The 23573-nt window shown below is 51.2% G+C and carries 17 protein-coding genes, 1 tRNA gene and 1 pseudogene; 10 read left to right on the top strand and 9 right to left on the bottom strand.

Annotation, left to right across the window (positions count from 1 at the left end; translation table 11 throughout):
* Window positions 1-61 precede the first annotated feature (61 nt).
* From LOY52_RS01550 to LOY52_RS01505, 9 genes are all read left to right on the top strand, one after another.
* On the top strand, window positions 62-757 hold the full coding sequence (locus LOY52_RS01550) for an ABC transporter permease (RefSeq protein ID WP_258677921.1): 696 nt from the start codon (window positions 62-64) through the stop codon (window positions 755-757).
* The gene (locus LOY52_RS01545) at window positions 754-1443 is read left to right on the top strand and encodes an ABC transporter permease (protein ID WP_007961692.1); all 690 of its coding nucleotides are present in this window, start codon (window positions 754-756) and stop codon (window positions 1441-1443) included. Before LOY52_RS01550 ends, LOY52_RS01545 begins: the two co-directional genes overlap by 4 nt.
* On the top strand, window positions 1424-2659 hold the full coding sequence (locus LOY52_RS01540; protein ID WP_258677920.1) for an SAM-dependent methyltransferase: 1236 nt from the start codon (window positions 1424-1426) through the stop codon (window positions 2657-2659). The genes LOY52_RS01545 and LOY52_RS01540 overlap by 20 nt, the downstream gene beginning before the upstream one ends.
* Before the next feature lie 419 nt (window positions 2660-3078).
* A tRNA-Thr gene (locus LOY52_RS01535) sits at window positions 3079-3154 on the top strand.
* Window positions 3155-3421: 267 nt separating this feature from the next.
* A complete protein-coding gene (locus LOY52_RS01530; protein ID WP_258677918.1) occupies window positions 3422-4411 on the top strand; it encodes an Abi family protein in 990 nt (329 codons plus the stop codon).
* Window positions 4412-5280: 869 nt separating this feature from the next.
* The gene (locus LOY52_RS01525; protein ID WP_258677917.1) at window positions 5281-6261 is read left to right on the top strand and encodes an integrase domain-containing protein; all 981 of its coding nucleotides are present in this window, start codon (window positions 5281-5283) and stop codon (window positions 6259-6261) included.
* 641 nt (window positions 6262-6902) lie between these two features.
* Window positions 6903-7505: a hypothetical protein gene (locus LOY52_RS01515; RefSeq protein WP_258677915.1), complete on the top strand. Its 603-nt coding sequence runs from the start codon at window positions 6903-6905 to the stop codon at window positions 7503-7505.
* A 319-nt stretch (window positions 7506-7824) separates the two neighbouring features.
* The gene (locus LOY52_RS01510; protein ID WP_258677914.1) at window positions 7825-15411 is read left to right on the top strand and encodes a CHC2 zinc finger domain-containing protein; all 7587 of its coding nucleotides are present in this window, start codon (window positions 7825-7827) and stop codon (window positions 15409-15411) included.
* Between the two features lie 184 nt (window positions 15412-15595).
* The gene (locus LOY52_RS01505; RefSeq protein ID WP_207283343.1) at window positions 15596-15853 is read left to right on the top strand and encodes a DUF1524 domain-containing protein; all 258 of its coding nucleotides are present in this window, start codon (window positions 15596-15598) and stop codon (window positions 15851-15853) included.
* Between the two features lie 344 nt (window positions 15854-16197).
* Here the strand turns inward: LOY52_RS01505 and LOY52_RS01500 are convergent.
* The 3 genes and pseudogenes from LOY52_RS01500 to LOY52_RS01490 all read right to left on the bottom strand — a co-directional run.
* Window positions 16198-16323: pseudogene (locus tag LOY52_RS01500) on the bottom strand (transcriptional regulator); the annotation flags it as partial.
* A gap of 64 nt (window positions 16324-16387) precedes the next feature.
* Complete coding sequence (locus LOY52_RS01495; protein WP_258677913.1) at window positions 16388-17068, bottom strand: RES family NAD+ phosphorylase; 681 nt, start codon at window positions 17066-17068, stop codon at window positions 16388-16390.
* Window positions 17065-17481: an MbcA/ParS/Xre antitoxin family protein gene (locus tag LOY52_RS01490; RefSeq protein WP_258677912.1), complete on the bottom strand. Its 417-nt coding sequence runs from the start codon at window positions 17479-17481 to the stop codon at window positions 17065-17067. Before LOY52_RS01490 ends, LOY52_RS01495 begins: the two co-directional genes overlap by 4 nt.
* Before the next feature lie 321 nt (window positions 17482-17802).
* Here LOY52_RS01490 and LOY52_RS01485 point away from each other — a divergent pair, with 321 nt between their 5' ends.
* Window positions 17803-18729 (top strand): LysR family transcriptional regulator, encoded by a 927-nt coding sequence (locus tag LOY52_RS01485; RefSeq protein WP_007961685.1) that lies wholly within the window; start codon window positions 17803-17805, stop codon window positions 18727-18729.
* Here LOY52_RS01485 and LOY52_RS01480 read toward each other — a convergent pair.
* The 6 genes from LOY52_RS01480 to LOY52_RS01455 form a co-directional block, all read right to left on the bottom strand.
* Entirely contained in the window at window positions 18646-18963 is a 318-nt protein-coding gene (locus LOY52_RS01480) for an AzlD domain-containing protein (RefSeq protein ID WP_003220702.1), read from the bottom strand. The two genes, LOY52_RS01485 and LOY52_RS01480, sit on opposite strands and share 84 nt — an antisense overlap.
* Window positions 18942-19658: an AzlC family ABC transporter permease gene (locus LOY52_RS01475; RefSeq protein ID WP_003220701.1), complete on the bottom strand. Its 717-nt coding sequence runs from the start codon at window positions 19656-19658 to the stop codon at window positions 18942-18944. Before LOY52_RS01475 ends, LOY52_RS01480 begins: the two co-directional genes overlap by 22 nt.
* Entirely contained in the window at window positions 19655-20032 is a 378-nt protein-coding gene (locus LOY52_RS01470; RefSeq protein WP_003220700.1) for a GNAT family N-acetyltransferase, read from the bottom strand. The genes LOY52_RS01475 and LOY52_RS01470 overlap by 4 nt, the downstream gene beginning before the upstream one ends.
* Before the next feature lie 79 nt (window positions 20033-20111).
* Entirely contained in the window at window positions 20112-20858 is a 747-nt protein-coding gene (locus LOY52_RS01465) for a 2OG-Fe dioxygenase family protein (protein WP_007961854.1), read from the bottom strand.
* A 230-nt stretch (window positions 20859-21088) separates the two neighbouring features.
* The gene (locus LOY52_RS01460; protein WP_139053589.1) at window positions 21089-22375 is read right to left on the bottom strand and encodes an OprD family porin; all 1287 of its coding nucleotides are present in this window, start codon (window positions 22373-22375) and stop codon (window positions 21089-21091) included.
* Between the two features lie 296 nt (window positions 22376-22671).
* A complete protein-coding gene (locus LOY52_RS01455) occupies window positions 22672-23340 on the bottom strand; it encodes a DsbA family protein (RefSeq protein ID WP_258677907.1) in 669 nt (222 codons plus the stop codon).
* Window positions 23341-23573: the final 233 nt, after the last annotated feature.

The following is a 23573-nucleotide window of genomic DNA, read 5'->3' as shown; positions in this document are numbered from 1 at the left end:
GGCACCGTGATCCGACGGCGCCGGCTCCCGGCCTTGCCTGCCGCGATTTGAAAAGAAATCCATGATTATCGACCTCTACGGATTCGGCCCGGCCCTCGCCGCCGGTGCGCTGATGACCGTCAAACTGGCGCTGACGGCCCTGTGCCTGGGACTGGTGCTCGGTCTGCTCGGCGCCTTGGCCAAGACTTCCCCGTACAAGCTGCTGCAATGGCTTGGCGGCACTTATTCGACGCTGGTGCGTGGCGTCCCGGAATTGCTCTGGGTGCTGTTGATCTATTTCGGTACGGTCAACCTGATGCGCAGCCTCGGTGAGTTTTTCGGCAACCCCGACCTGCAACTCAGCGCCTTCGCCGCCGGCGTGATTGCGCTGGGCCTGTGCTTCGGCGCCTACGCCACGGAAGTGTTCCGCGGCGCAATCCTTGCCATTCCCAAAGGCCATCGTGAAGCGGGTGTGGCGCTGGGCCTGTCGAAATGGCGGATCTTCACCAAGCTGATCATGCCGCAGATGTGGCGCATCGCCCTGCCGGGCCTGGGCAACCTGTTCATGATCCTGATGAAAGACACCGCACTCGTATCGGTGATCGGCCTGGAAGAAATCATGCGCCACGCACAGATCGGCGTGACCGTGTCGAAACAACCGTTCACCTTCTATCTGGTGGCCGCGGTCATGTACCTGGGCCTGACGGTGCTGGCGATGACCGGCATGCACTTCCTGGAAAAACGCGCCGCTCGCGGCTTCGCGAGGAGCGCTTCATGAACTGGGAAGTGATCATCAAATGGCTGCCGAAACTGGCGCAGGGCGCGACCCTGACCCTGGAACTGGTGGCGATTGCCGTGATTGCCGGCCTGTTGCTGGCCATTCCGCTGGGCATCGCCCGCTCCTCGAAGCTGTGGTACGTGCGCGCTTTGCCCTACGCCTACATCTTCTTTTTCCGTGGCACGCCGCTGCTGGTGCAACTGTTCCTCGTCTATTACGGCCTGGCGCAGTTCGATGCAGTGCGTAACAGCGCGCTGTGGCCTTACCTGCGCGATCCGTTCTGGTGTACTACCGCGACCATGACCCTGCACACCGCGGCGTACATCGCCGAGATCCTGCGCGGCGCGATCCAGGCGATTCCGCCGGGCGAAATCGAAGCGGCGCGGGCACTGGGCATGTCCAAGCCCAAGGCAATGTTCTACATCATGTTGCCGCGTGCGGCGCGCATCGGTCTGCCGGCCTACAGCAATGAAGTGATCCTGATGCTCAAGGCCAGCGCACTGGCGAGCACCGTGACCCTGCTGGAACTGACCGGCATGGCCCGCACGATCATCGCGCGCACCTACCTGCCGGTGGAAATCTTCTTCGCCGCCGGCGTGTTCTATTTGCTGATGTCCTACGTGCTGGTGCGCGGCTTCAAGCTGCTGGAGCGCTGGCTGCGCGTCGATGCCTGCCAAGGGCGTTGAAACTTCCCACGTGCTGACGGGCGAGGCCCTACTCGCCCGCTTCACTGCGCTGGATGCTTTTCTGATTGAGCATCAGGCGCTGTGGAAACCTCGTCCGTTCACTCATCGTTCGCTTCCATGGGAAACCGCCTACCCCGAATTGGCTTCGTGGCTACGCGGACGTTCGCTGGAAGATGCAGAGCGTGCACATAATCATCCCGCCGATCTCGCCGATGCCCCGGAGCCGTTCGCCTCATTGGCGGCATTGTCGATTGAGCTGAGCGCGGTCGGTGAGTTGCCGGAGCATGCGCTGGAAACCCCAGGCCACCGATTGAATGTCGATGTGCCGGGGCGCAAGTGGCAGCAAATCGAAGCCTTCGCCAGTCGCTTGTCTTTCGCCTCGCCGCCGGCGCATTGGCTGGACTGGTGCTCCGGCAAGGGACATCTGGGCCGACGCCTGTTGGGTACGGGGCAACAACTGACTTGTGTCGAATACGATCCGGCGTTGGTCGCCAGTGGTCAGGCATTAAGTCAGCGCCATCATTTACACGCCCTGCATGTCGAGCAGGATGTACTGGCGGCAGACGCAGCGAGCGTTATAAATGCTCAGCACACCCCGGTCGCCCTGCACGCCTGCGGCAATCTGCATGTGCGCCTGATGCAACTGGCGAGCGCGGCCGGATGTCAGCAGATGGCCATCGCCCCGTGCTGTTACAACCGGATCGATCGCAGCGAGTATCAGGCATTGTCCTCAGCGGGCTTGCGATCCGCCCTACAGCTCTCGCTCGAAGATCTGGCACTGCCAATGAGCGAAACCGTCACCGCCGGTGCAAGAGTCCGACGTCAGCGCGACACCTCCATGGCTCGACGCCTTGCTTTCGATTTGCTGCAACGGCAAGTGCGCGGAGTAGACGAATACCTGCCCACCCCGTCCCTGCCCAGCGCCTGGCTGGAAAAACCCTTCGCCGATTACTGCCGCGATCTGGCTGCATTGAAGGAGTTATCCACAATCGGCACGCCAGATTGGCAGGCACTGGAAGCAGCCGGTTGGCAGCGGTTGGCCGAAGTTCGCAACCTGGAATTACTGCGCGGATTGTTCCGACGACCACTGGAGCTTTGGCTGAATCTTGATCGAGCCATTTTTCTCGCCGAACAGGGATACGTCGTACGCCTCGGCACCTTCTGCGACGCACCGCTGACTCCGCGTAATTTTCTTCTGTTGGCCGAACGCGCTTGAAGTCATTATAGCCTGTGGATAACTCTGTTGATGATTTTCCACTGGATCCAATATCCACGGCCATTGCATGACAAAAACAGCATTGGTCATTTTTTGTTCATATAAATAAAAAACCTGTAAAACAGGGCTTTGCGCACAAAATGAGAACGTGTCCACAAAATCCCCTGCAACACCGCCGTAGCGCCCATCCGTTGTGCATAAGCTTCCAATCAAAAGGACATAAACGGCTGAAATAGGTGCTTCAACGGTGCAGAAATGCTGCCAACACTCGCCTGCTGGATTGACGTCGAACCGCCCGATTTTGTGGCTTGACACCCAATGACACAGCTCATGCTGCGCCTGATCCAGCACCTGCGTAAAAATAGTCTGAATTCAGGGGTTTACAGAACCAACCCAATCGCTATAATCGTCGCCCACACGCCGGTATAGCTCAGTTGGTAGAGCAACTGACTTGTAATCAGTAGGTCCCGGGTTCGACTCCTGGTGCCGGCACCATACAAAACAAAGCCTCTGCAGAAATGCAGGGGCTTTGTTGTTTCTGGCGTGGAATCCGCAGAGGTTTCCACATTGCTGCGACGAGACCTGCGACGCCTTATCTCAAACTCCGTCCCCCGTGCTTCAAGCCGTTACAATTTCACATCAGCCCAACATTGACGGGCTCTCGCACCTACCTATAATGCACCCCAACACACCCGCCAAGCCTAGGTTGACCCAGTCAGCAAGCTCAAATCGTGCGGGTTTTTTTTGCCCGGAGAAAACTACATGAGGCCCTTCGACAAGCCGGCCCTCAGCGTAGAACAGCAATTGGAACTGCTAAAGCAACGAGGCCTGCAAGTCGCAAACGACGACCGCGCCATGCGTTTCCTGGAAGTGGTTACGCTGTTTCGCCTGAGCCCCTACATGCGCCCTTTTCAGGAAACGAACCCTGAACACACCTTCAAGCCTGGTTGCACTCTGAAAGCAGTCGTCGACATCTACCGCTTCGATGGCTCATTGCGACGCATAACCATGGATGCTATCGAACGTGTCGAAGTCGCCATACGAGCGACTATCAGCAATCACATGTGCCCGAAGTACGGGCCTGACTGGATAGCTGATGCGTCAATCTTCTCCTCGTCATACTCACATTCGGATTTATTGCGGCCCCTGCGAGATCAACTGAGCAAGGAACGCAACAAACTTGGACGTGAGATTGATCGTATAAAAAAGAGCAGCCGAGCAGATCAGATCCAGCAGCAGCGAATTGAAAATCGCACACGAGATAACTATTTTCGATTCTACGGATCGACCTATTCCCATCCCGAGTTGCCACCAGCCTGGGCTGTTCTGGAAGAACTGAGCCTTGGAACCGTGTCCACCCTGTTCAATGCCATAGGCAAAAGCGTCGACAAAAAAGCGATCGCGAGCAGATTCAATCTCCCATTCGAGGTATTGGCTTCCTGGCTCCACACACTGACCTTCATCCGAAACTGCTGCGCCCACCACTCACGACTTTGGAACCGTGAACTCTCGATTCGACCATCCTTACCTAAGGAATGGGTCATCCAAAATGCGCCTGGCGACCGGCCTCAGCCTAAGCAGCGGCTATATATAGTGCTGACGATGCTGGCGTATTTAACCGATTTGATCAGTCCAGACAGCCAGTGGAAGTTTCAATTGGCTGAAATGTTGGACCAGAGAGAGCCGGGTTATTTGAGACTTATGGGGTTTCCAGACGACTGGAAAGATCAACCGCAATGGCGTTTGGAGTAAGGGGAGCCTGTAGTCTTGTTTTTTGCCATTTTGCTCGGAGATGTGGCAGGAGAACACGCCTGCCTAACGCAAAATGTGGTGCGTAAACCACAGATGCCCACGGTGGGTAATTTCATGCAAAACCGCAGAACTCTCAAAGGACTCGAAACCTAGTTCGAATTATCCACAGGCGTAGAAAAGATCGGGCAAAGCGCTGTCGTTGACCGCAACCCAGGTAGCCAGAACCTTTGAGGCTACGCCACACCGTGGTGGTTCACCCAAAGTGCGATTAGCGTCCGGCGGCTCGCACGGTCACAGCGATGTGATGGATGCCTACTTTTACCGGTGTGCCCACTGCGGCAACTCACCCCCTTTCATAGCTGCCCTGCAGCAACCTATCCGCTTGGCCATTTCCTTGCGCCAACCTGCGCCCGTCTCTTTCTCCCGGAAAGAGACGGGCGCTCCTACCACTGCTGCAGCCCACCTCGTACAAGGCATTGCGGCATTTCCCCTCGTGACAATCGGCGTGACAAACACCGAAGTCACCAGCAACAGCGATGCAGATGATGGTGCCGCAGCCTACGGATGGACTGCACCTGACTGACAGTCAGGCACGCCCCGGTCATCGCATCGCTGCCTTCACCCGACTCAGGATCTCGCGGCGTCGGTTTCGTCAGCCAGAGCAGCCTCCACCCGCCCACTTCTTCGGAAGTGTTCAGGAGGCCAGATCATGAGATGCCCAAGCTCACGGTCGTAAAGAGCCGTCAGTCCCGCGTTAGTGGACAACCCTCACAGGTCGCAGGGGCCTTGATCCCTGATAACACTCAACATTTTTGGCGGGATGACGTGGGGGAAGGTTTCAACGGTTTGGCTTCGAGAGGAGTTTGATCATGGCACTGGTGGGCAAGCGAGATGGCCGCAATTTTGGTTATGGCCGGCAACTGAGCTATGCCGGGCCGCAGGCTTTGAAAGACCTGTTTGGCAGTGGGCATTACGGTACGGTCAAGGCGCATTGCGATCGCTGGCAGGCGTTCGTGCGGTGGTGCCGATCCGAAGAGGGACCGGGTTACAACGATGCTCGGCTGATAGACAGACCGACCTTACTGCAATATGCCAATCACCTACGCCAACAGGTCAAACAAGGTGACCTGAGCATCGCCACCGCGCAGAACCGACTGTCCAGCGTTAACCGAACAATGGCAGCGCTTCGCGGTGATCAATACGTCAGAGTACCGAGTCCGAGTAGCGCATTAGGCATGCAGCGCTCGGGCGTTCGCAGCGCGGCTCCGCAGGGCCAGGACAGAGCGCAAATTGAGCGGGTTGTTGAGGCGCTCAGCGACCAACAGCAATATCGAGTCGCTGCCATTCTGTATCTAGCCCGTGAAACCGGAATTCGCCTGCGCGAGGCCATTTTGGCAGACCTGCCAAGGCTGCAACGTGAAGCTAGGCAAATTGGGAAGATCAACATTCAAGAGGGGACCAAAGGCGGTCGGTCTGGGGCATCCGTTCCCCGCTGGATCACCGTGAACGACCAGATACGATCTGCGTTAGAGTTCGCCCAAGTAGTATCACCGAATAAAAGTCGTAATCTTCTTGCTCGCGACGAAACCTATGCCGACTTTATCCGTGAGACCGTTCGGCCCGTCCGCGACGTTCTACATCAGCATCGGCTAAAAGGCTTTCACGAACTGAGAGCGGCCTATGCCTGTGAGCGCTATGAACAAATCACTGGCTACCCAGCCCCAATCAACGGCGGCGATTGCTATCAACGGGATCCCAATCTCGACAAAGTCGCCCGCCAGCAGATCAGCCACGAACTCGGGCATGGCCGAATCGATGTCGTTTCTGCCTACATCGGGGGACGAAAATGACCAAGCCGTTCGATATGGAGCTTTTCCTTAGTGGCGTGCTCACCGGATCGCATGCGACCAGGACGCGACATATTCGTCAGGCCAAGATTATTCAAGCAGCGATTGTGGGTCGCTGGCGGAAGGATAACCCGTGGAGATGGCAGAGAAAGTACCTAGTGTGGGTACTGAACCATTACTTACAAAGCTGTAAAGGCTCAACTCGTTACTACTACCGGTTGACGATTCAGTTGATAGCCCTACGACTAGGAAGATCATGGTCTCAAGCATCACTCGAGACTGAACGCGACTTTCGGAAATAGGCCCTCACCAGATACACCCTCCTAGCTTCAACGTCCTACCTTTCGTCAGCGTTGCTCTCAACCATAACCAAAAAATTACTCGAGCGTTTTTCCTAAGGGTCGCAAGCAGCAAAAGTGGACGATAGTAAACCCTCCTTTTCTGCAGTTGCCTTATGCCATCACACGTGCGTTACTAGTACCAAATGTCCGTTCGATGTGATGGTCCAAAGGTCACTTGTTATCTTGCTACAAGTACTATTTTATGACATTACGGCTACCGCCGAGACATTCCCTACTTGAGTCCAACTGCTAGGCGGTTGCTTGCTGACTAGCATAATAGCTATACATACAAGGGTTGCTCACATGAGTGAACTAGATCCAGAAGAGTTAGAACAGAGAGCAAAGTTAACTCTAGACATGTGTGGCGGCATTCAGCCTATGCATATTTCATTTTATGCACTGTCAATATCCTATTCCGCCGAGCGGGCCTTGGCAGCGTTTGAGTTGTACGACCATCTAATCGAACATGTCGCAGACGCAGCATCTTTAATAAGCTCGGTTCAAGATGCTGTCGGTCACATCGGAGCACTATCTCGTTATTTCTGGCCATCGCCCAGTGGAAAAAAGAATAGTCAACACGCGCTTAGACTAGCGCGAGGAGAAAAGCTACGGAAGCATTATAAAATAGCTGACAATTCACCTTTAGCAGATAGAGAACTTCGAAACGCTTGGGAGCACTTTGATGAAAAGCTAGACACATATGTCATATCAAATGATGCTGGTTACTTTTTTCCTACTCCTATTATTGATTCACATACATTGGCTGACGACCCCACTGGTAAAATATTCAAACTACTAGACCCAGAACACGAATGCTTAGTTCTACTCGGGAGGAAATTCTTCTTTCGCCCCTTGCGTGACGAGGTAGAACGAATTTTTTCAAAAAACAAAAACCCTATTTTATAGTAGATATTCCACTATCGTCATTTTGTTAAATAGGTGTGATAAAAATTTCGCCTATACTCGCCCAATCTATGACTCACTCCTAGTATCGCTTAATACTTCATTTAGCCTTGAATTAAAAATAAAGAACATGGAGGAATATCAATAGAGTCAGCCTATCACAAGACCTGAGGTTTACTGAATCCGCTAAACACACGACTCCAATTTATACATCTCAGGACGGAAACCCAGTTAAAAAATTGAAACTGTATTTCAACTCCCATGCAGCCATCCTAAAAAAATGATACAGTTTTGCCATCATCTACATAAATGCGAATTCAACATGAATAACAAAATTTCAAGGAATGAATTTCACCAATTGATCCAGCAATTGGCTGACAATGTGGAAATTGATGAGCTTGCTGAACGCCTGGGATTATCGGTCAAGAGGGTTGGTGATAAATCGGTATCTTTATGTATTGAGCATAACGAAAAAAATCCCTCAATGCAGTTATATAAAAAAACTTCAAGCGATAGATCCCATTACCACTGTTTTTCTTGCCACGCTCACGGAGACATATTTAAGTTTGTACAAAATGTCAAAAATGTAGATTTTACTACTGCTGTGAAATGGCTGGCGGAAACTTACGGCTACACTATTTCAAAGCAAACTTTCAGAACAAAACCCAAAAACAATTTGTCGCCTTCCGAGAAAAACGAATCCTCAAAGATTAATATTGACTTCAAAACCTTAGAAAGCGCACTAAAAATATATAAAACCAATTCAAGCAAAGAGCTTGAGAATTGGCTAACCCTCAGAAAGCTTACACTATCCACAAGCACAATCGCAGAAATTTATCTAGCACCTCCAAGAACATTATCGCGAGAAATAGAAAAAAATAAAAACAACTATGGAGCATTCAGAGCCACTCTCGAACAGTTCGAGTCCAATGGACTGATAAGACGAGAAACCTCAGAACTAGTTCAGGAGCGAGTCCAAAATTTAAACTTAGGTGATTCGTATAGAGACTTCTTTTACGATGAGCGAGTAATATTTCCGATACGAGACGAACATAACCAACTTGTAGGCTTTGCAGGCCGCAAAACAAAAGAGGGGTCACGATCACCAAAGTACTTATATTCTCCTAGGCTACCCAAATCTAGTATATTGTATCGGTCTCACGAAGCTTTTTCTAGAATAAAACTCCTTATCAAGGACAACAAGCAGCCCACCCTCTATATTTGCGAAGGTTTATTGGACTGTCTGAGACTTGAAGAGTTAGGGTACGCAGCAGTAGCGATCTTAGGCTCAAGTCTTTCTGAACATCAAGCACAAATTATAATCGACCTCGCCAACACCCTCCCAGAAGTTTCTCCACTTCATTTAAGAATATTTTTAGACCGCGATCAAGCTGGCCTTAAAGGTTCAGCTATATCTATAGAGAAAATTTTAAATAAGGATACTCAACTTCGAGTTGAGATTTCATTTATTTGGGTTCTCGATGAAGATATTCCCAGCGAATTATTGACTGCGAAAGACCCTGACGAACTGCTGAGCAACTACAAGCACATAGATGAAGCTGAGGTCTTTCTCAATCGATCTACGCATCCTGCGGCTCTCGCACTCATATCAGAAAAATTAAAAATCTCGCCTTCTTCCATCCTGGATGACAACGCTTGGAGTTCAATACCCGCCGGGGCGAAATTTCGAGTAGGACAGTATCTATCAGCCGTATCCCAAGGTTTTCCAAGAAAGCTTCTCGTTATAAATGGCTCGCCGCTAAGTGAAGAAAAAACTTGGATACAAGAACTAGCCAGTTATAGCGAACCGAAAAAACTCAAAGAAAAAACTAATTATCATATTTATCCAGACCAAAACGCTGCTCTGAAATTAAATTTAGCGAGAGAGTTAGCCCAATCTGGCGCTAATAAGGGGGAAGTTCTTTCGGATATAGCCGCTTGGCGTAGGCTGTCATTAGCTGCGACAACGTTTAATGAAGGAATTGCATCGCGCTTAAAGCAAAATCAGTTTCAACCTATCGAGCCTTTTGACGCTGTTCATGTTTCACGTGGATTTGGCAAGACTGAACCGCGACTGAAGTCGATGCCCTGCCCAGAAGACTTGATAGCCCAACAATATATTATTAATGAGTTGCTATCTGAACAACTAGACGACGGTACAGATCTACAATTTAGCGAATTTATCCCAGCAGTTCGTTACTACCGGAGCCTGGATAAGCAAAAAACCACGGGAGAACCTAATGGCTCATCCTTTGAAGAAACACTAAGCTTCGCCTATCAAATTGATATGGATGTTCTAGAAGGTCGACACCCACCATCATCGGGAGGAATATTTCGACCTTACTTTGATTGCTGGAAGGAATTCATAGCATCGCTCCTTTCGCAAGGCAAAGGAATGAATCAAGTACACATGGTCCGACTTGATTTAAAGCGTTATTATGACAATATAAAACGCTCTGTAATGAAAAGTATGCTTCAAGAATGCATAAGCTCCGCCTTTGCAAACTTGGATAGTTCCGAACATTTTGCTCCTCTATTCCAACCTAAGGGTTTTATAGGTGAACGTAATCGAGCTGTGGTAGATTTTCTTGTAGATCAAAGTTTTGGATTTTACTTCTATCACCCAGATACAGGAGAGTCAAAAAAATCTGATCGTGAGCGAGGAATCCCCCAAGGCCCAGTTTTATCGGCATGGTTAGGTAACAGTTTACTTTTCAAACTGGATTCAAAAATAAGGAGTAAGCTCAAAGAGTACAACTATGAAGGGCAGTCACGTGCAGGGTATGCGCGTTACGTTGATGACGTCGTAATTATTAGCGACAGCCTCGATATCCTGAACGTGCTCAGAGCTGTTGTCGAAGACGTAACCAGTTCACTGGGACTGGAAATGGTTCCAAAAGAAAGTTTTGCACCAATGAGTGCTCAAGATTTCTTAGATGAGCTAACTTCTGGGCGTGCTTTAGCCGTATCAGGACCGCGCGAAGAAACGGAAGTATTCGAAATTGAAGATTTCGAATATGGCTGGGGCGCGTGGCAAGAGCAGCAAATAACTCGGCAAAGTTCACTGGAGCTATTGAGAGACCCACGTTTATATCAGGCATCACCTGAAATAATAAAAAATCAGCTTTTTACTGCCCTCAGAGCTAGCGACCTCAGGCCTTCGGAGCTTAGTAAAGCAGCGCGCTGGACATGGTACATTTCGGCGATTATTTGTCACAATGCAAACAACACAAATGTTATTGGTGTTTATTGGGAAATTTGGAATAGCGTTTGTCAAAATTCACCCTTCGAGTTAAACAAGGATTTACCTTGGGACGACCCATCATTTTACGCATTGGAAGGGTTACAAAGTTTATTAGAGCGAGCAAACAAGATCGATTACGGTTTCGACTCTAGCGAATCTAATGCTCGACAACAAGGCATTATTAGCCTAGCCAGAGTTGCCTGTGAGTCGAGTTTTTTTGAGCCATTTTACTCAACCAGTTCTGATCAATGCCCTGAGGGATGGGGGCAAGGTACACACCAACTCAAACGTATGTTTGTGCAAAGAATCATTTGTATTCAATGGATGGCTAGTCAACTATCAAATCAGTTAATACAGACTTCTAAAACTGATTCGCTTGCGTTAAGTATTATAGAGAAACAGAACGCACCATTCAGAATCTCCCTCAAGAGGGCTATTATCACAGATACGGAAACTAATGGCCGCAATATTACAGGATTAACAGTATCTGGTGACCCTTTAGGAGAGTGGAATCTGCTGCGTGATGCTTTTTTGTGGCTACATAAAGCAATAGTTTGTTTGGCTATAAACTCGGGAGCTAATGGGCCCGATCCCCTTGCGGATTTTGCACAAGAGCTAAATCTAATATCACAAAAGTCTCAAAATCCGTCAAGTGCCTTCGTCCTAGACAATGATAATTACCTTTCAATTCTTAAATGTCTTCTTCCTTCCTGCGATAATGACGAGCATGCCAGTGATGATCATGATCCATCTGGAGAAGTTATACTTCTGGCATTACAAACATTTGCTGCGATCACTCCTAGAGAAGCCTTGGCGCATCTATTAGTTAATCGGCATCATTTACTGCAAAATGGCGAGACGAAAATACCTTTCCCTCCTCTCCCAGGCATCCCAGCACATGGCCTACTTCTTTATTCTGATCGGTCGAGCGAGTCGAGTTGGGTAAAAATTTCAAAAATATGGTGGGTTACTCTTCCATCACTTAATGCAGATGCAGAGAGTATTCAAAATCCGACCTTTAAAGTGTCAACAGCAGACACCTCCGCACTTGAATTTCGACCGAATTGGAAAGCCATAGTACAAGTTGGAAAACTGGAAATTTTTGAAGCAGAACTAAAAGAAAATAACAACTTTTGGACTCCAAGCTCTCCGCCGGTCTTTGATATCGATGCCTCGAAGTTAAAGTGGATAGCAGATGCATACGAAGCGATCGCTAGAATAAATAAAACCTCATCTTCCAGCCAGCTAGAATATGTACCTGCTTGGCCATATTTAGTCACCAACAACAGACCTGATCACAACGATGAAAGCGTTTTAACAATTTCTTTGTTCACTCTGAGCTATCCCGCGTTATCCCTTGATGGACTTGCCTTCGTTAGAGAGGGTTCACGTGGACTGAGAACCATAGAGGTACCTGAACAATATGGCCGATATTGGCGTACAGGCGTATTTTTATCAGAGCTTTCTGGGTTTCGTCGTGACATTGATACATTTGCTGAACTCGGCCAAAAAACCGCAGATACAGCTAACAAGCAAGAACTACTAGAGCCGGCAACTCACTTACTCAGGAACGTATTACGTAAGCTACGCGGCACTTATTTCAAAGATCAAGTTCTAAGCCCGCTAGAGAATGAAGATCATCTACCTGCAACTGTTGCTAGATCTCTAGAACTTCTTCGTGGTTTTCCTGTAGGTGGGGAGCTGTCTGAAGAGATTGCATATGTTATATCCAGTGAGGCCGAAACAGCAGCAATGCATATTCGCCTGTCCGGAAATATATATCCATTTTCACAAGGACTTTTCTCTCATTACATCGAAAAAGTTGCTCTAAAAGTCATAAACGTAATGCCTACCAGCTGGGGGGCAGAATTAGCAGATAGTGACGACGAGAACTTACTAGCAACCGATAGAATCATTCCTGCATCTTATTTCAAACTCTCTGAGCGTTTTTCTAAACTAATAAACGCACAACGTTCAGTCCCCTTGCAGGCAAGCAGTTTATCCGCCCTCATTGTGGGTTGTAAAATAGCTGCGATTTCCTCATGGGCGCGGGAGCTCGCTTTTATAATTCAGGCTTTAGGCGAAGATCATTGGCCTTACCCCGCTGAAGGAGAGCTTACTCAAACGTGGAAAATCACAGAGAACGGATTTTTGCTGGATCAGGCAGAGGATTCAATTCCTTTCCTAAATGAATATTTTATTAAACAAGTTAAAGCCAATGCCTCGGAGTCAGCATTCACCCAAATAACACCCTTGGGTTGGTTAGTTTTGGTTTCAGGGAGGGTAGGACTATTTGGTGAACACCGAAAGCTGCCCTTAGAACGCGAGTGGGATATAGAAACAAAAAATAAAATTGGAAAGCTAGCCATCCTCCTTTCCGAGACACCTATAAAAAGTGATCATGATCAAGCTACTCTTGATCCAGACTGGCCATTTGAATTTAGTTGCGATAATGCGTTTTCTTCATGGGCCGACCCAGGGGTGCTTGAAGCAATTAATTGTTTTTCAGTTATAGAGTCAAATTTAAAATTAAACATAGAGAAAGCTGTAGGCTCTTGGAAATTCAATTCCTCCGAAAATAGCTTCACAACTATATCTGGCGAAGAATGGTCTATTTCTCGTTGGCAGATCGCACTATCAAGCGGAGTAAAACCTGAACGTATACAACAAGGTTCCAAACTTCTGAGCATCTGGCAAGAAACCTTTGATTGCAATGACAATCTCTTATTGATCAGTGCACGAGATGAAAAACTTAGCAAGCTTTTAATTCCCATCCCCCAACGTACCGCTCTTGAGAGCGAAATTAAAGACTCATCTCAATCATCGTTTGAAGAGTATTCCTCCACTCTTGGCTCGAACGCTAAGCCAGTGGATCACACTTCGGAGCTTATCGATGCCAAGATTGCTACTCAAGAGGGCTTGGAGCGTTTATCGCCAAGTAACGCTTTTGTATCATCCGATGACATTAATAATATTTCATCCAAGACAAGGAAGTCGGATAATAAGACTCGAAAAGAATGGCGTTCTATTCAAGAAAGGGTATGGGAACCGCGCCGACAGCGTTCGCCAGGACATATTCGAATAGCAATCATGCAATGGGTAGTAAATGATACCTATCGCCACCCAATAGTAGACTCCAAAGATTGGAACAAAGAGCTTCCACCCAATAAAACTGGATCTTCATCTGTTAGTCACTACGAGCTTCGCAGACGAAAATTTTTATTAGAGGCACTGTCTTCTTGTAAGAGCTTTGGCGTGGACTTACTAGTACTACCAGAGTATTCAGTAAGGCCAGACACGATCAAGTGGCTTAGAGAACAAATTAAAAGAAAGCCAGGAATGCCTGCCGTGCTGGCCGGAACATACAAATTATATGGCAACACAACAGATCCAGGGTTCGCGGAAGTTCATGACGGTATCCTGGGACTTTCAGATCACCTGAAAACTTTTTCCACTTTGCCACCAGAAAAACCTAAAACATACCTTTCGGGAGAACACAGCTCTATATTAACGCTTATTGCTCCGTTGAACCTGAGTAACGGGGACCGGTTGGCTTGCACATTCTCACGCAGAAAAAAATACTCATCACTTGCAGCATCTGAAGTTTTCTCGCCACTGTTAGAGCCTTTAGCTCCTCTATTTTCACCGAACTCCCTACTTTCTGAAATCAGGAGACGTGATAGTGATGGCGCCAGAACAGCATTTGATAGCGAAATTAAACCTGAGGAAATTCTGGAGTATTCTAAGCAACTGAGACATCTACTATATAGCACGGAGTTTATATGTTCTGAGCTTTTCCTTCCAATGAGTCCAGTTAACTACAGAGCTTTAGCTGCCGAGCTACAAAAACTGGCCGTTAAATTCGGACACACGATATCAAATGAAAGTGCAGAAGCCATCTTGATCGAAGATTTGATATCTATGTCAGCCTACCTAGGCCTATCGGGAGATGGCGATAGTAGGAGATCTATCATCATTGTACCTGCAATGACTTCCAGATCAGCAGACTATTGGATATTTGGGCAAGCCACTTTGCTATCTGGCGGTGCAACAACAGTTTTTTGCAATGCCGCTTGCAAGAAACAAGCAATCGGTGGAAGTTGCTTCATTGGCAGAGAAAGTTGGAACAATGCAAAAAAATCAATTTTCCATGACCTAATAACTCCCTACGCAGGCTGGTCTAAGGGTATTTATTACAACAACCCTAACGATGCCTTGGGGCAGACAGAACAAGCAGTTGTAATAGCAGATATCGACCCATCCTTCATGCAAGAGGGAAAACCCAGACCTCAAGCGCTGGCAGTTCCACTTCAGCTAGTGGCATACCTTCCAATAGCAGAGTTAACGGAAAAAAACAGGGTTGAGTTCTACACTACTTTGAGTGAAACAACAGCGCTTATTAACACTGCTGAAATGTTCGGCCGAAATATATCCCCAGAAGCACCCGGCGTTCATCAGATTCAAGAGCTAATATCCACTATTTTTGACGAGGACAACGTCAAACCGCTGAGTGATCGTTATAATCATTGGCGAGATTACTGGAGGGCTAATCCAACCGCAGGTATACCTCCAGTTATAACCGACTGGTTAACTGTTGATCCGTATGATGAAAATGACTTAGCGCCAAACATTTTCATTCCCTCGTTTCCGCCGAGTGATGATTAAGGCAACTAATTTCTATAAACCTCGAAGAGGGATTTGAGGTCTTCTAATCTCCGAAGACCTCACTCGGCACTTCACTAACCATCAGTGTATTGAGCACACCTTTACTGTATGCACTTAATTACTTTCAGCCCCATTTTTCTCTTCAAAAAATTATCACATTGCACCTACGAGTGAACCCGCAGGCATGCCCCACGGATACGATGAATACGATGAAACGTTCACCTCTGAATATCTGAACTGCCTCGGCAATTACCTACTGCTTTCCAAATCCCATAACTGTGCCGTGGGAAATATCGTATTTGCCAGGAAACTGGCTACCTACACACACAACGCACAGCAGCGAGAAATAGCCACGTTCGTCGCCAATAAGCAGCTTTGGGGAAAGGACGCGATTCAGCTAAGGCACGACAAAATAATTGAAGCATTGATGACAGAGCTCTGAGGCGGTGCTCACCCTAGGACGCGCTAGCGAGCTCAGGCTTCAGGTCAGGCTCAATTTGAATAAATTGCTACTCGTCAGTGAAGCCCCAGTTCGATTCCACTGAGTGCCATAACTAGCTGATTTATTTATAGTTACTAGTTGGGGTACGCCAAATTTTCCACCGAATTCCAGACCCGCAGAAAACCTAGCCGCGCCGAATGCTACCGTTCGTCTGGTGCCGGCACCATACAAAACGAAGCCCCTGCAGAAATGCAGGGGCTTTGTTGTTTCTGGTACGTCCACATTACGTCCACACTGCCTCAAGCCTGTGAAGCCCCAAATCGTCATTGATCTGGATGGCTCGTTATCGAGGGATGTGCTTCTGCCGGTGCGGGGCGCGGCACCTTGGTTACACGTACAGCTTTACCGGCCTTCATCTGACGTACAGATTCCAGCAAATCCCTCCGGAATTGTTCCAATTCATTGAGCATTAATGAGTTTTCTCATTCGGTTGCTCAGGTCGGCTACGAGCAGGCTGTCGAATAAGATCGCGCGTCAAACCTGACTGATCTCAAACACAAACGAAATCCTGCGTTGACTCGCACTCCACACATAACGCAGATGTTTGCCCTGCTTCGGAATCGACACCGCTGGCGGCCGGAAAGCGGCGACACATTCGTGGCCCGGCAGGCGAACGCTGTTGTAGAGCATCCCCCACGATTCAGACTCACGCAGTTGTCGGGCAAACGCCTGGGATGGGCCATAGGCGTCTGGATCGGGTTGATGCAAATCGGGAAAGTCATCACGAACATCATGCAGCGGCTTAACCACACGATTGACGTAAGTACGCATGGTCAACTCAAGGTCCGCTTCGTTGGTGGCCGCGAGGAAACGCTCCTGGTGATAGCAGGTTTCGGCGATGGCCGCGGCCTGGCTGCTGGCGGCGTAGTAGACGCCGAAGGTGCCATCGGTGAAGCGGCTGCTTTTGCCGATGTGGGTAAACGCCGCCATCACCGGGGATGAACCGGGGCCGGAGAGCCGGTCTTCGGGGCGCACGCGGGCGAGGACGCCGGCCTGTTCGATCAGGCGATCGTTGGTCAGCGCTTCCAGCGCGTAGGCGATTTCCAGGTCTTCGGGGTCGAGCACGTCTTCGAACAGCGCAATCGGCGGGAAGCTGCTGTTGACGATCCGGTAGGCCTTGGGCCATTGCGGCTCAGCCAGCGGCGGGGCCTTCAACCGCGTACCCCATCGAGGTAGCGGCGCACGTCGGCGATGTCGACCACCCTCCCCGCCAGCATGTAATCCAGCGCGGTCCGGCCATTGAATGGTGCAGCCGTGTTCGGGCTGCTGACCCACGTATAGGCGCGCTCGCTGCTGTTGCTGAAGATGATGCTCAAGGCCTTGTGAATGCCCATCAGATACGAGATGCGCTCCAGCGTGTCGTGCGGCAGGCGAATGTTTGGCGGCAGGTGCTTGTATTTGTAAAACGTGGTGTTGCCCACGCCGCCCAACAACGTGCGCTGCTGCTCGGCGCTGCAGCCCCAGCGCTCCATGAGATTGAAGAAAAACTTCAGCGCGACGCGCCCGGCTTCGGGGACGTCGAGTTGTTCACGCGGGGTGAGGGCTGGGGTAGGCACGGCTGCCTCCATTGCTGAGTGACATGCTCTCAAGCCTAGTACAGATACGGATGTTTGTTTTCTTTTAATCCGCAAATGAATCAATTCGTTCCTTTGAACAGATCCCGGAAAAAGCCACGAATTGTTATTCCAAGGCAGTATTTTTTGACCTTCATCACCCCCACGTCATCAAAAATCCCGATCCTGTGTCAGCTTCCAGCCATCGGCGGGGACATCAATTCGCTACTAAACCCGCGACAACTATGCTCAGGTGCTGGAATATAGCCGGCATATGACGCCGGATCGGCAGTCTCGTAAACAACAATACCCAGCCCACTTCAGAGGGCATTACCCATGGATAGCAGAACCTTACGCAACCTGATGCGCATCGTGCAGACCGGCTCGTTGTCGGCCGCAGCCGAGCATTCGTGCCTGACTGTGCAGGCCCTGGCCGCGCAGTTGAACAAGGTCGAAGAGCAGTTCGGTTTCCGCTTGTTTCGTCGTTCCAACAAAGGGCTGACGCTGACGCCGCAAGGCACGGAGCTGACGCCTTACATGGACAAAGTGCTGATTGCCACGCGACAGATGGAAGAAAAGGTCGAGGCGCTCAAGGTGCCCGGCCAACGCACATTGAAGGTCGCGTTGAACAACACGTTGTCGTCTGACTTCAACCGGCGAATGATCGGACGCCTGATCGAGGTGTTTCCCGATTATCAGATGGAATTCAGCTACGCCGAGTCGATGGAGAACCTCAGCAAACTGAAGAACGAAGACTTTGACCTCGCGGTACTGATCGGCCCGCAACGTCCGGGTCTGCCGAGCATTGTTTTGCCGGATGTACAGGTGCAGGTGGTCGGTGCCCATTGCGGGCAGGAAAACGATCCACTGACGTTGCTGGGCAACAAGTTTCAGGTGCGTCCTGCGGAAGATTGTCCGTATTCCCACAGTTTCCTGCGTTTTCTCGACGCCGGACTGGGCAATCACGAGAACGGTCAGCGCATGGTCTATTCCTGCAGCGAGACACTGACGCTGTCGTTGATCACGCAGATGGACGCGGTCGGCATGGTGTCTCGTGAGGCCGCGCAGAAGAACGGCCTGACGATTTTCCCCGGATTCGAGGATTTCCTCGAAGTGCGTCTGGCGGTGAACAACCCGAACCTGTCGGGGCAGGCCCTGAATGACGTGGTCGATCTGCCGCTACATGAACGAGCCGAGCGCAATGTACGCAGCCGTCCCAACCGCCACACTGAGAAAGAGGTTTTTGCTGAAATACGCACATAACAACGTCGGAATGGCTGCATAAAATTCCGGGCGATCGAGCTGCAGGTGCTGATCCTTGATCAACAAGGGTGTCAGGCTGATCGCAGCGACGATCGCCACCGGCAGGTATTCCAGCGCCCGCGCAACGAACGGCGGCCAGTGCTCGGTGTTGACTTGCAGCGGCAGCGCGCGTGGCAGGAAGGTCACGGCCATCATCAGCGCGACCACCAGAATCAGGAACGTTTGGTCAGGCATACACCCACTCCGCAGCCCACAAACGTGGCGATGAATACGTTGAATGGCGAAGTGCCGACCAGGCTCAGCGCGCCCATGCAGGCGACGGCAGCCGCGGCGGCGATGAGTTTGTTGCGGGTGTTGCACAGCGACACCAGCACGTAGAGCATCATCGCGGTCAGTGCGTAGTCGAGCTGGTATTTGATCAGGTGCGACGCATATTGCGCGCAAACGGCGCCCAGCAATCCACCCAGCACCCAGGAGGTGTGGCAGAACAGGTTGAAGCCGATCAGGTAACGGATATTGACCGGCGCGCCGGTGCCTAGCTTGACGCTGTGAAACGCAAAAGACTCATCGGTCAGCCCACCCGCGTAAGCCCAGCGCTCCATGCGGCTGAGCCCCAGCGCGCGCAGGGCCTTGGCCATGTACACCGACATCAGCATGTGCCGCGCATTGATCAGGAACGTGGTCAGCACAATGGTAGTCAGCGAAGCACCGCTGGAGATCAGCGCCAGCGCGGCGAATTGCGAAGCGCCGGCGTAAACGAACAAGCACATCGCCACCGGCAGCCACATCGGCAGCCCGGCGTTGACCGCCATCAGCCCAAACACGAACGACACCGTGAAATAACCGGCCACCACCGGGCTGGCTTCGGCAAACGTGCGCGATGGCTGATGGGCAGCCATCAGCGGCGCACTGCCGGACGTTTCATTCATAGATCCCTCTCAAATGTCCGCTCGCCGTGGGGTTCGCAAAAACCCTGGGCAGTCCAGAATCGCTTGCCCGCGAGGTTAGCATCGTCGACGAACAGAAACATCCGTAATACACCGACCCGCTTCATGTCGGACGACGCCGCTTCCACCAGCCGCTGACCGACTCCCTGGCTGCGATAGCGCGGGCTGACCGCCAGGTGGTTGATGGTGCCGCGACTACCAAGCATGCCGCCGAGCACCGCACCGACGATTTCGCCTTCGACGTCGAAGGCCAGATAGGCCGTGGTGGTCTTCTGGATCAATACACCGCGCAGGCATTTGGCATCCTGCCATTCGCAGAACGACACTTCGTCGAACTGCCGGAAGAAGCGCTCCATGCGCTGCGCGTCCTTGGCGGTGGCGCGTCGCAGCACCACCGGCGTCGAGCACTCGACGCCATCGATTGGGGTGATCTGATTAGCGAACAATGTCGAAAGCGGTCCCGGGCCGCGAGAAGGAAATCGCCAGAATCTGCCGGTACGCCATGGCATGCGTGTGGGTGTTGCGCGCCGGGGTTACGTAGTGGCGCATATCGCGATCAAGGAAGTAGGTGGTGTCGAGAATTTCCTGGTAGGTGGTCGACGCCAGTTGATGCTCGTGGATGTCGTAAAGACGACTCTCCGCGCCCTCGACATTGTTGCGCCCCCAGAAGTGCACACCACTGAACGGATAGCCGTCGCAGTGAATCCCTTCCGGGGTGATTTCCAGTTGCTTGCCGGGTTTGATCTCGATGCGGATCTGATGGATCTGGCACTGCCAGATTTCATCGTGCAGCTCTTCCGGCAATACGCTTTTGTACACTTCAAAATCGGTGTCGATCAGGCTGCGCATCACCGGCGAAGTAATCACTTCATCGGAGAAGTCCTGAAAGTGCCGCACAACACCGCCCACGTAGGCGTTGTTCTCTTTCGACTGCACGTACGCGCGATGCTCGAGTTGCTTCAATTCACGTGTTTTCGGGTTGTACTCAAAGTCGCTGTAACGACGGTAACGCATGCCGGCTTCGGCCTGACCGTAGTAACTGTCTGGCTCCATGTTTTCCCAACTTTTGGTCAGTCTGACGAAGTCGGCAAAATGACCGTAGAGATTGAAGTCACCACCCTGGACGTTGACATATTTGTCGCGCCGTAGCGATTCGCCCACTTCTCTGTTCAAAACGATCATTACCAAATTCTCCGCTGCGTTGAGCGGCCTAATCTATTAGGTGGAGAATTTGCGTCCATGAGAAAGAATTTCAGGCATTTAAAGCCCAGTTTGAAACGGTACTTGAAGACGCTTGAAAACAACTTTTACGTGACAAAAACACGGGTTTTTTACAGTTTCTATAGAAAAGACCTCGAAAAAAACCCCGAACCAGTCGGGGTTTTCTCATGTTTCTTACACCGGATCGTTCATCAGAAGATGTTGATCGGGTAGTCCACGAATACACGCACTTCGTTACCGCTGCTGTTGTAGTCGGCGGATTTCTGCGAGACGCGCAGGATCGAGCTGCGCAGTTTCACGCTCAGGTCTTTCGCCGGACCGCTTTGCACGACGTATTTGACCTGGTTGAAGATCTCACGCTCAGTGCCGCCACTGCTGGTGTCGGTGGTGATGTTATCGCCACGCACGTAAGCGAAGTTGTAGCTCAGACCCGGTACGCCGAAGGCACCGAAGTCCAGGCCGTAGCCCAACTGCCAGCTGCGCTCGTCTTCAGCGTTGAAGTCCGACCAGTAGGAGTTGGCCAGGTAGATGGTGTTGCCACCGTCGCCCTGACGACGACCATCGTTCTGATAACCGCCGTACGGATAACCCAGGTTGCTGTCACCGGTACTGCGCTGGTGCGCCACGGTGAACGAGTGCGGGCCGGTGGCGAATGTGGCCGCCAGGCTCCAGATCTTGTTGTCCTGGCCGCCGGTGTTCTTGATGTCGGCATAGGACTTGTCGAGCTTGGTGCGATAGCCGTTGAAGTCCAGGGTCAGGGATTGATCCTTGTCGATCGGGAACACGTAGTTGGCGTTCACGTACTGCTTCTTCATGACGTCTTCAACGTCGGAAGCGTACAGCGCCGCCTTGAACTGTTCGGTGAACTGATAGCTACCGCCCAATACGTTGATCGACTTCAGACCACCGCTGTCACGGCCTTCAGCACTTTTGCGCGATTCGGCAGTGAAACGACCGGCGTCCAATTGCAGGCCTTTGATCTCTTTGGAAGTGATCAAGGTACCGGTATAGCTTTCCGGCAGCAGACGCGAGTTGTCGTAGTTCAGCACCGGCAGGGCCGGCATCTGGTCACCGTAGGTCAGCACGGTGTTGGACACGCGGAATTTGACCGCAGCGCCACCCTTGGACAGGTCGTCAGCCGCGTTGCCGCTGTCACCCTGTTTGAAGAAGTCGATACCACCGGCGCCGCTGCGGCCCTTGCCGCCATCCAGACGCAGTGCGTAAAGACCGAAAGCATCCACACCCACACCCACGGTGCCTTGGGTGAAACCGGACGAAAACGTACCGATGGCCGCCTGGCCCCACTCGGCTCTGTCCGGATTGCCGTCTTTGTAATCACGATTGATGTAGGCATTGCGCAGCAGCACTTTGAGGCTGCTGTCTTCAACAAAACCCTTGGATTCGGCCTGGCCGTCAGCCATGGCCTGTGTAGCACTTAACATCCCCAGTGCGATCAGACTGATTCGCTTGTTCAACATTTTGTTTTCCTTATTACGGGTTGAAACGCGCTGTGTCGAACGGCTGAAACGGCGCTATTGCACTCTTTTTTCACCCCGAAACAAAAAGACCCGCCCACGGCAAAACCGTGTCGGGCCCTTTTATTATTTTTGAGTCATGGCGGTTGGCCACAGGCGTTGGGCCGAATCGTAGCCGCGCCCTCAATAATGTGTCAATTTCAAGAATCGTCTTTAAATAGGTAAAAATCGTCTAAGAATCGTAAATTTTGCGATAGCGTATTGCTCGGAAATGCGCTCAGCCAGTGAATCCAGTGCGATTACGCGCAACCGTCGAGACCGCATTGCGCGGGGGATTGCCCCGACTCAGCCGCGACCACCGCTTGTCCCAACCAGTCGGCGAAAGCCTGCGGTTTGCCAAGCCATGGGCTGATGTCGAGCAAGGTAAATTGTCCATCCTGCTCCAGTGCCAACGTTGGAAATCCCTGGCCGCCCAGTTGCGCCAACAGCACGCGGCTGGCTTTTACATGCGCTGCCGTATCAACGGACTTAAACGCAGCCGCAAAGGTGTCCTCGGCGTAACCCAACTCACTGGCGAGTTCGAACAGCACAGATTCATCGGCAATGCGCCGCCCTTCCACGTAATGCGCCGTTTGCAAACGTCCGAGCAGTTGCAGACCACGGCCGTCGATAGACTCTGCCGCCATCACCGCTGCGATCGGCGGCGTTGAATCGAAAACCGCCGAGTGATCGCGCAGCAGGTCTTCGAAATACGCCTCGCCAAATGGCTGCCCGGTATATTCGGCAATGCGCCGGTCATGGGGCATGACGTAATCGCGCAGTTGCGGCGAAACGCGCTGGCGATTCGCGCCGCTCATCATTCCACCCGCATGGGCAACGACCGGCAGCACTTTCTGCGCCGCTTGCACCAGCGGTTTGGCGCCGTAGCACCAGCCGCACAATGGATCGTAGATGTAGTGAAGGATCATGGGAGGACTCCGGCAGACAATCAGGAAAAATCGATGGCGGCAGACTATTCCTTCGCGCATCGGGGAAAAACGCCGGTATGGCTTCAAGACTGTTTCGCCAATCGGTCGAATGGATCGATCGCTCAGGTTGTATCGAGATCGACACAAATTGAAACAATCCCACAAGGTAACTTCTCAGGAATAAAATTACGGGAGCAAATGCAAAGCATTACCATTCGCGCGCTTGAATTTCC

The organism is Pseudomonas sp. B21-051 (genome assembly GCF_024748795.1).
Lineage (GTDB): Bacteria > Pseudomonadota > Gammaproteobacteria > Pseudomonadales > Pseudomonadaceae > Aquipseudomonas > Aquipseudomonas putida_A.
The sequence above is the reverse complement of the archived record's forward strand: the minus strand, read 5'-3'. Positions and strand labels throughout refer to the sequence as shown.

Excerpts from the sequence above, each read along its gene's own strand:
- LOY52_RS01550 (WP_258677921.1), top strand. The coding sequence starts at position 62 with ATGATTATCGACCTCTACGGATTCGGCCCGGCCCTCGCCGCCGGTGCG.
- LOY52_RS01545 (WP_007961692.1), top strand. The coding sequence starts at position 754 with ATGAACTGGGAAGTGATCATCAAATGGCTGCCGAAACTGGCGCAGGGC.
- LOY52_RS01540 (WP_258677920.1), top strand. The coding sequence starts at position 1,424 with ATGCCTGCCAAGGGCGTTGAAACTTCCCACGTGCTGACGGGCGAGGCC.
- LOY52_RS01530 (WP_258677918.1), top strand. The coding sequence starts at position 3,422 with ATGAGGCCCTTCGACAAGCCGGCCCTCAGCGTAGAACAGCAATTGGAA.
- LOY52_RS01525 (WP_258677917.1), top strand. The coding sequence starts at position 5,281 with ATGGCACTGGTGGGCAAGCGAGATGGCCGCAATTTTGGTTATGGCCGG.
- LOY52_RS01515 (WP_258677915.1), top strand. The coding sequence starts at position 6,903 with ATGAGTGAACTAGATCCAGAAGAGTTAGAACAGAGAGCAAAGTTAACT.
- LOY52_RS01510 (WP_258677914.1), top strand. The coding sequence starts at position 7,825 with ATGAATAACAAAATTTCAAGGAATGAATTTCACCAATTGATCCAGCAA.
- LOY52_RS01505 (WP_207283343.1), top strand. The coding sequence starts at position 15,596 with ATGCCCCACGGATACGATGAATACGATGAAACGTTCACCTCTGAATAT.
- LOY52_RS01490 (WP_258677912.1), bottom strand. The coding sequence starts at position 17,481 with ATGGAGGCAGCCGTGCCTACCCCAGCCCTCACCCCGCGTGAACAACTC.
- LOY52_RS01485 (WP_007961685.1), top strand. The coding sequence starts at position 17,803 with ATGGATAGCAGAACCTTACGCAACCTGATGCGCATCGTGCAGACCGGC.
- LOY52_RS01480 (WP_003220702.1), bottom strand. The coding sequence starts at position 18,963 with ATGCCTGACCAAACGTTCCTGATTCTGGTGGTCGCGCTGATGATGGCC.
- LOY52_RS01475 (WP_003220701.1), bottom strand. The coding sequence starts at position 19,658 with ATGAATGAAACGTCCGGCAGTGCGCCGCTGATGGCTGCCCATCAGCCA.
- LOY52_RS01470 (WP_003220700.1), bottom strand. The coding sequence starts at position 20,032 with ATGGAGCGCTTCTTCCGGCAGTTCGACGAAGTGTCGTTCTGCGAATGG.
- LOY52_RS01465 (WP_007961854.1), bottom strand. The coding sequence starts at position 20,858 with ATGATCGTTTTGAACAGAGAAGTGGGCGAATCGCTACGGCGCGACAAA.
- LOY52_RS01460 (WP_139053589.1), bottom strand. The coding sequence starts at position 22,375 with ATGTTGAACAAGCGAATCAGTCTGATCGCACTGGGGATGTTAAGTGCT.
- LOY52_RS01455 (WP_258677907.1), bottom strand. The coding sequence starts at position 23,340 with ATGATCCTTCACTACATCTACGATCCATTGTGCGGCTGGTGCTACGGC.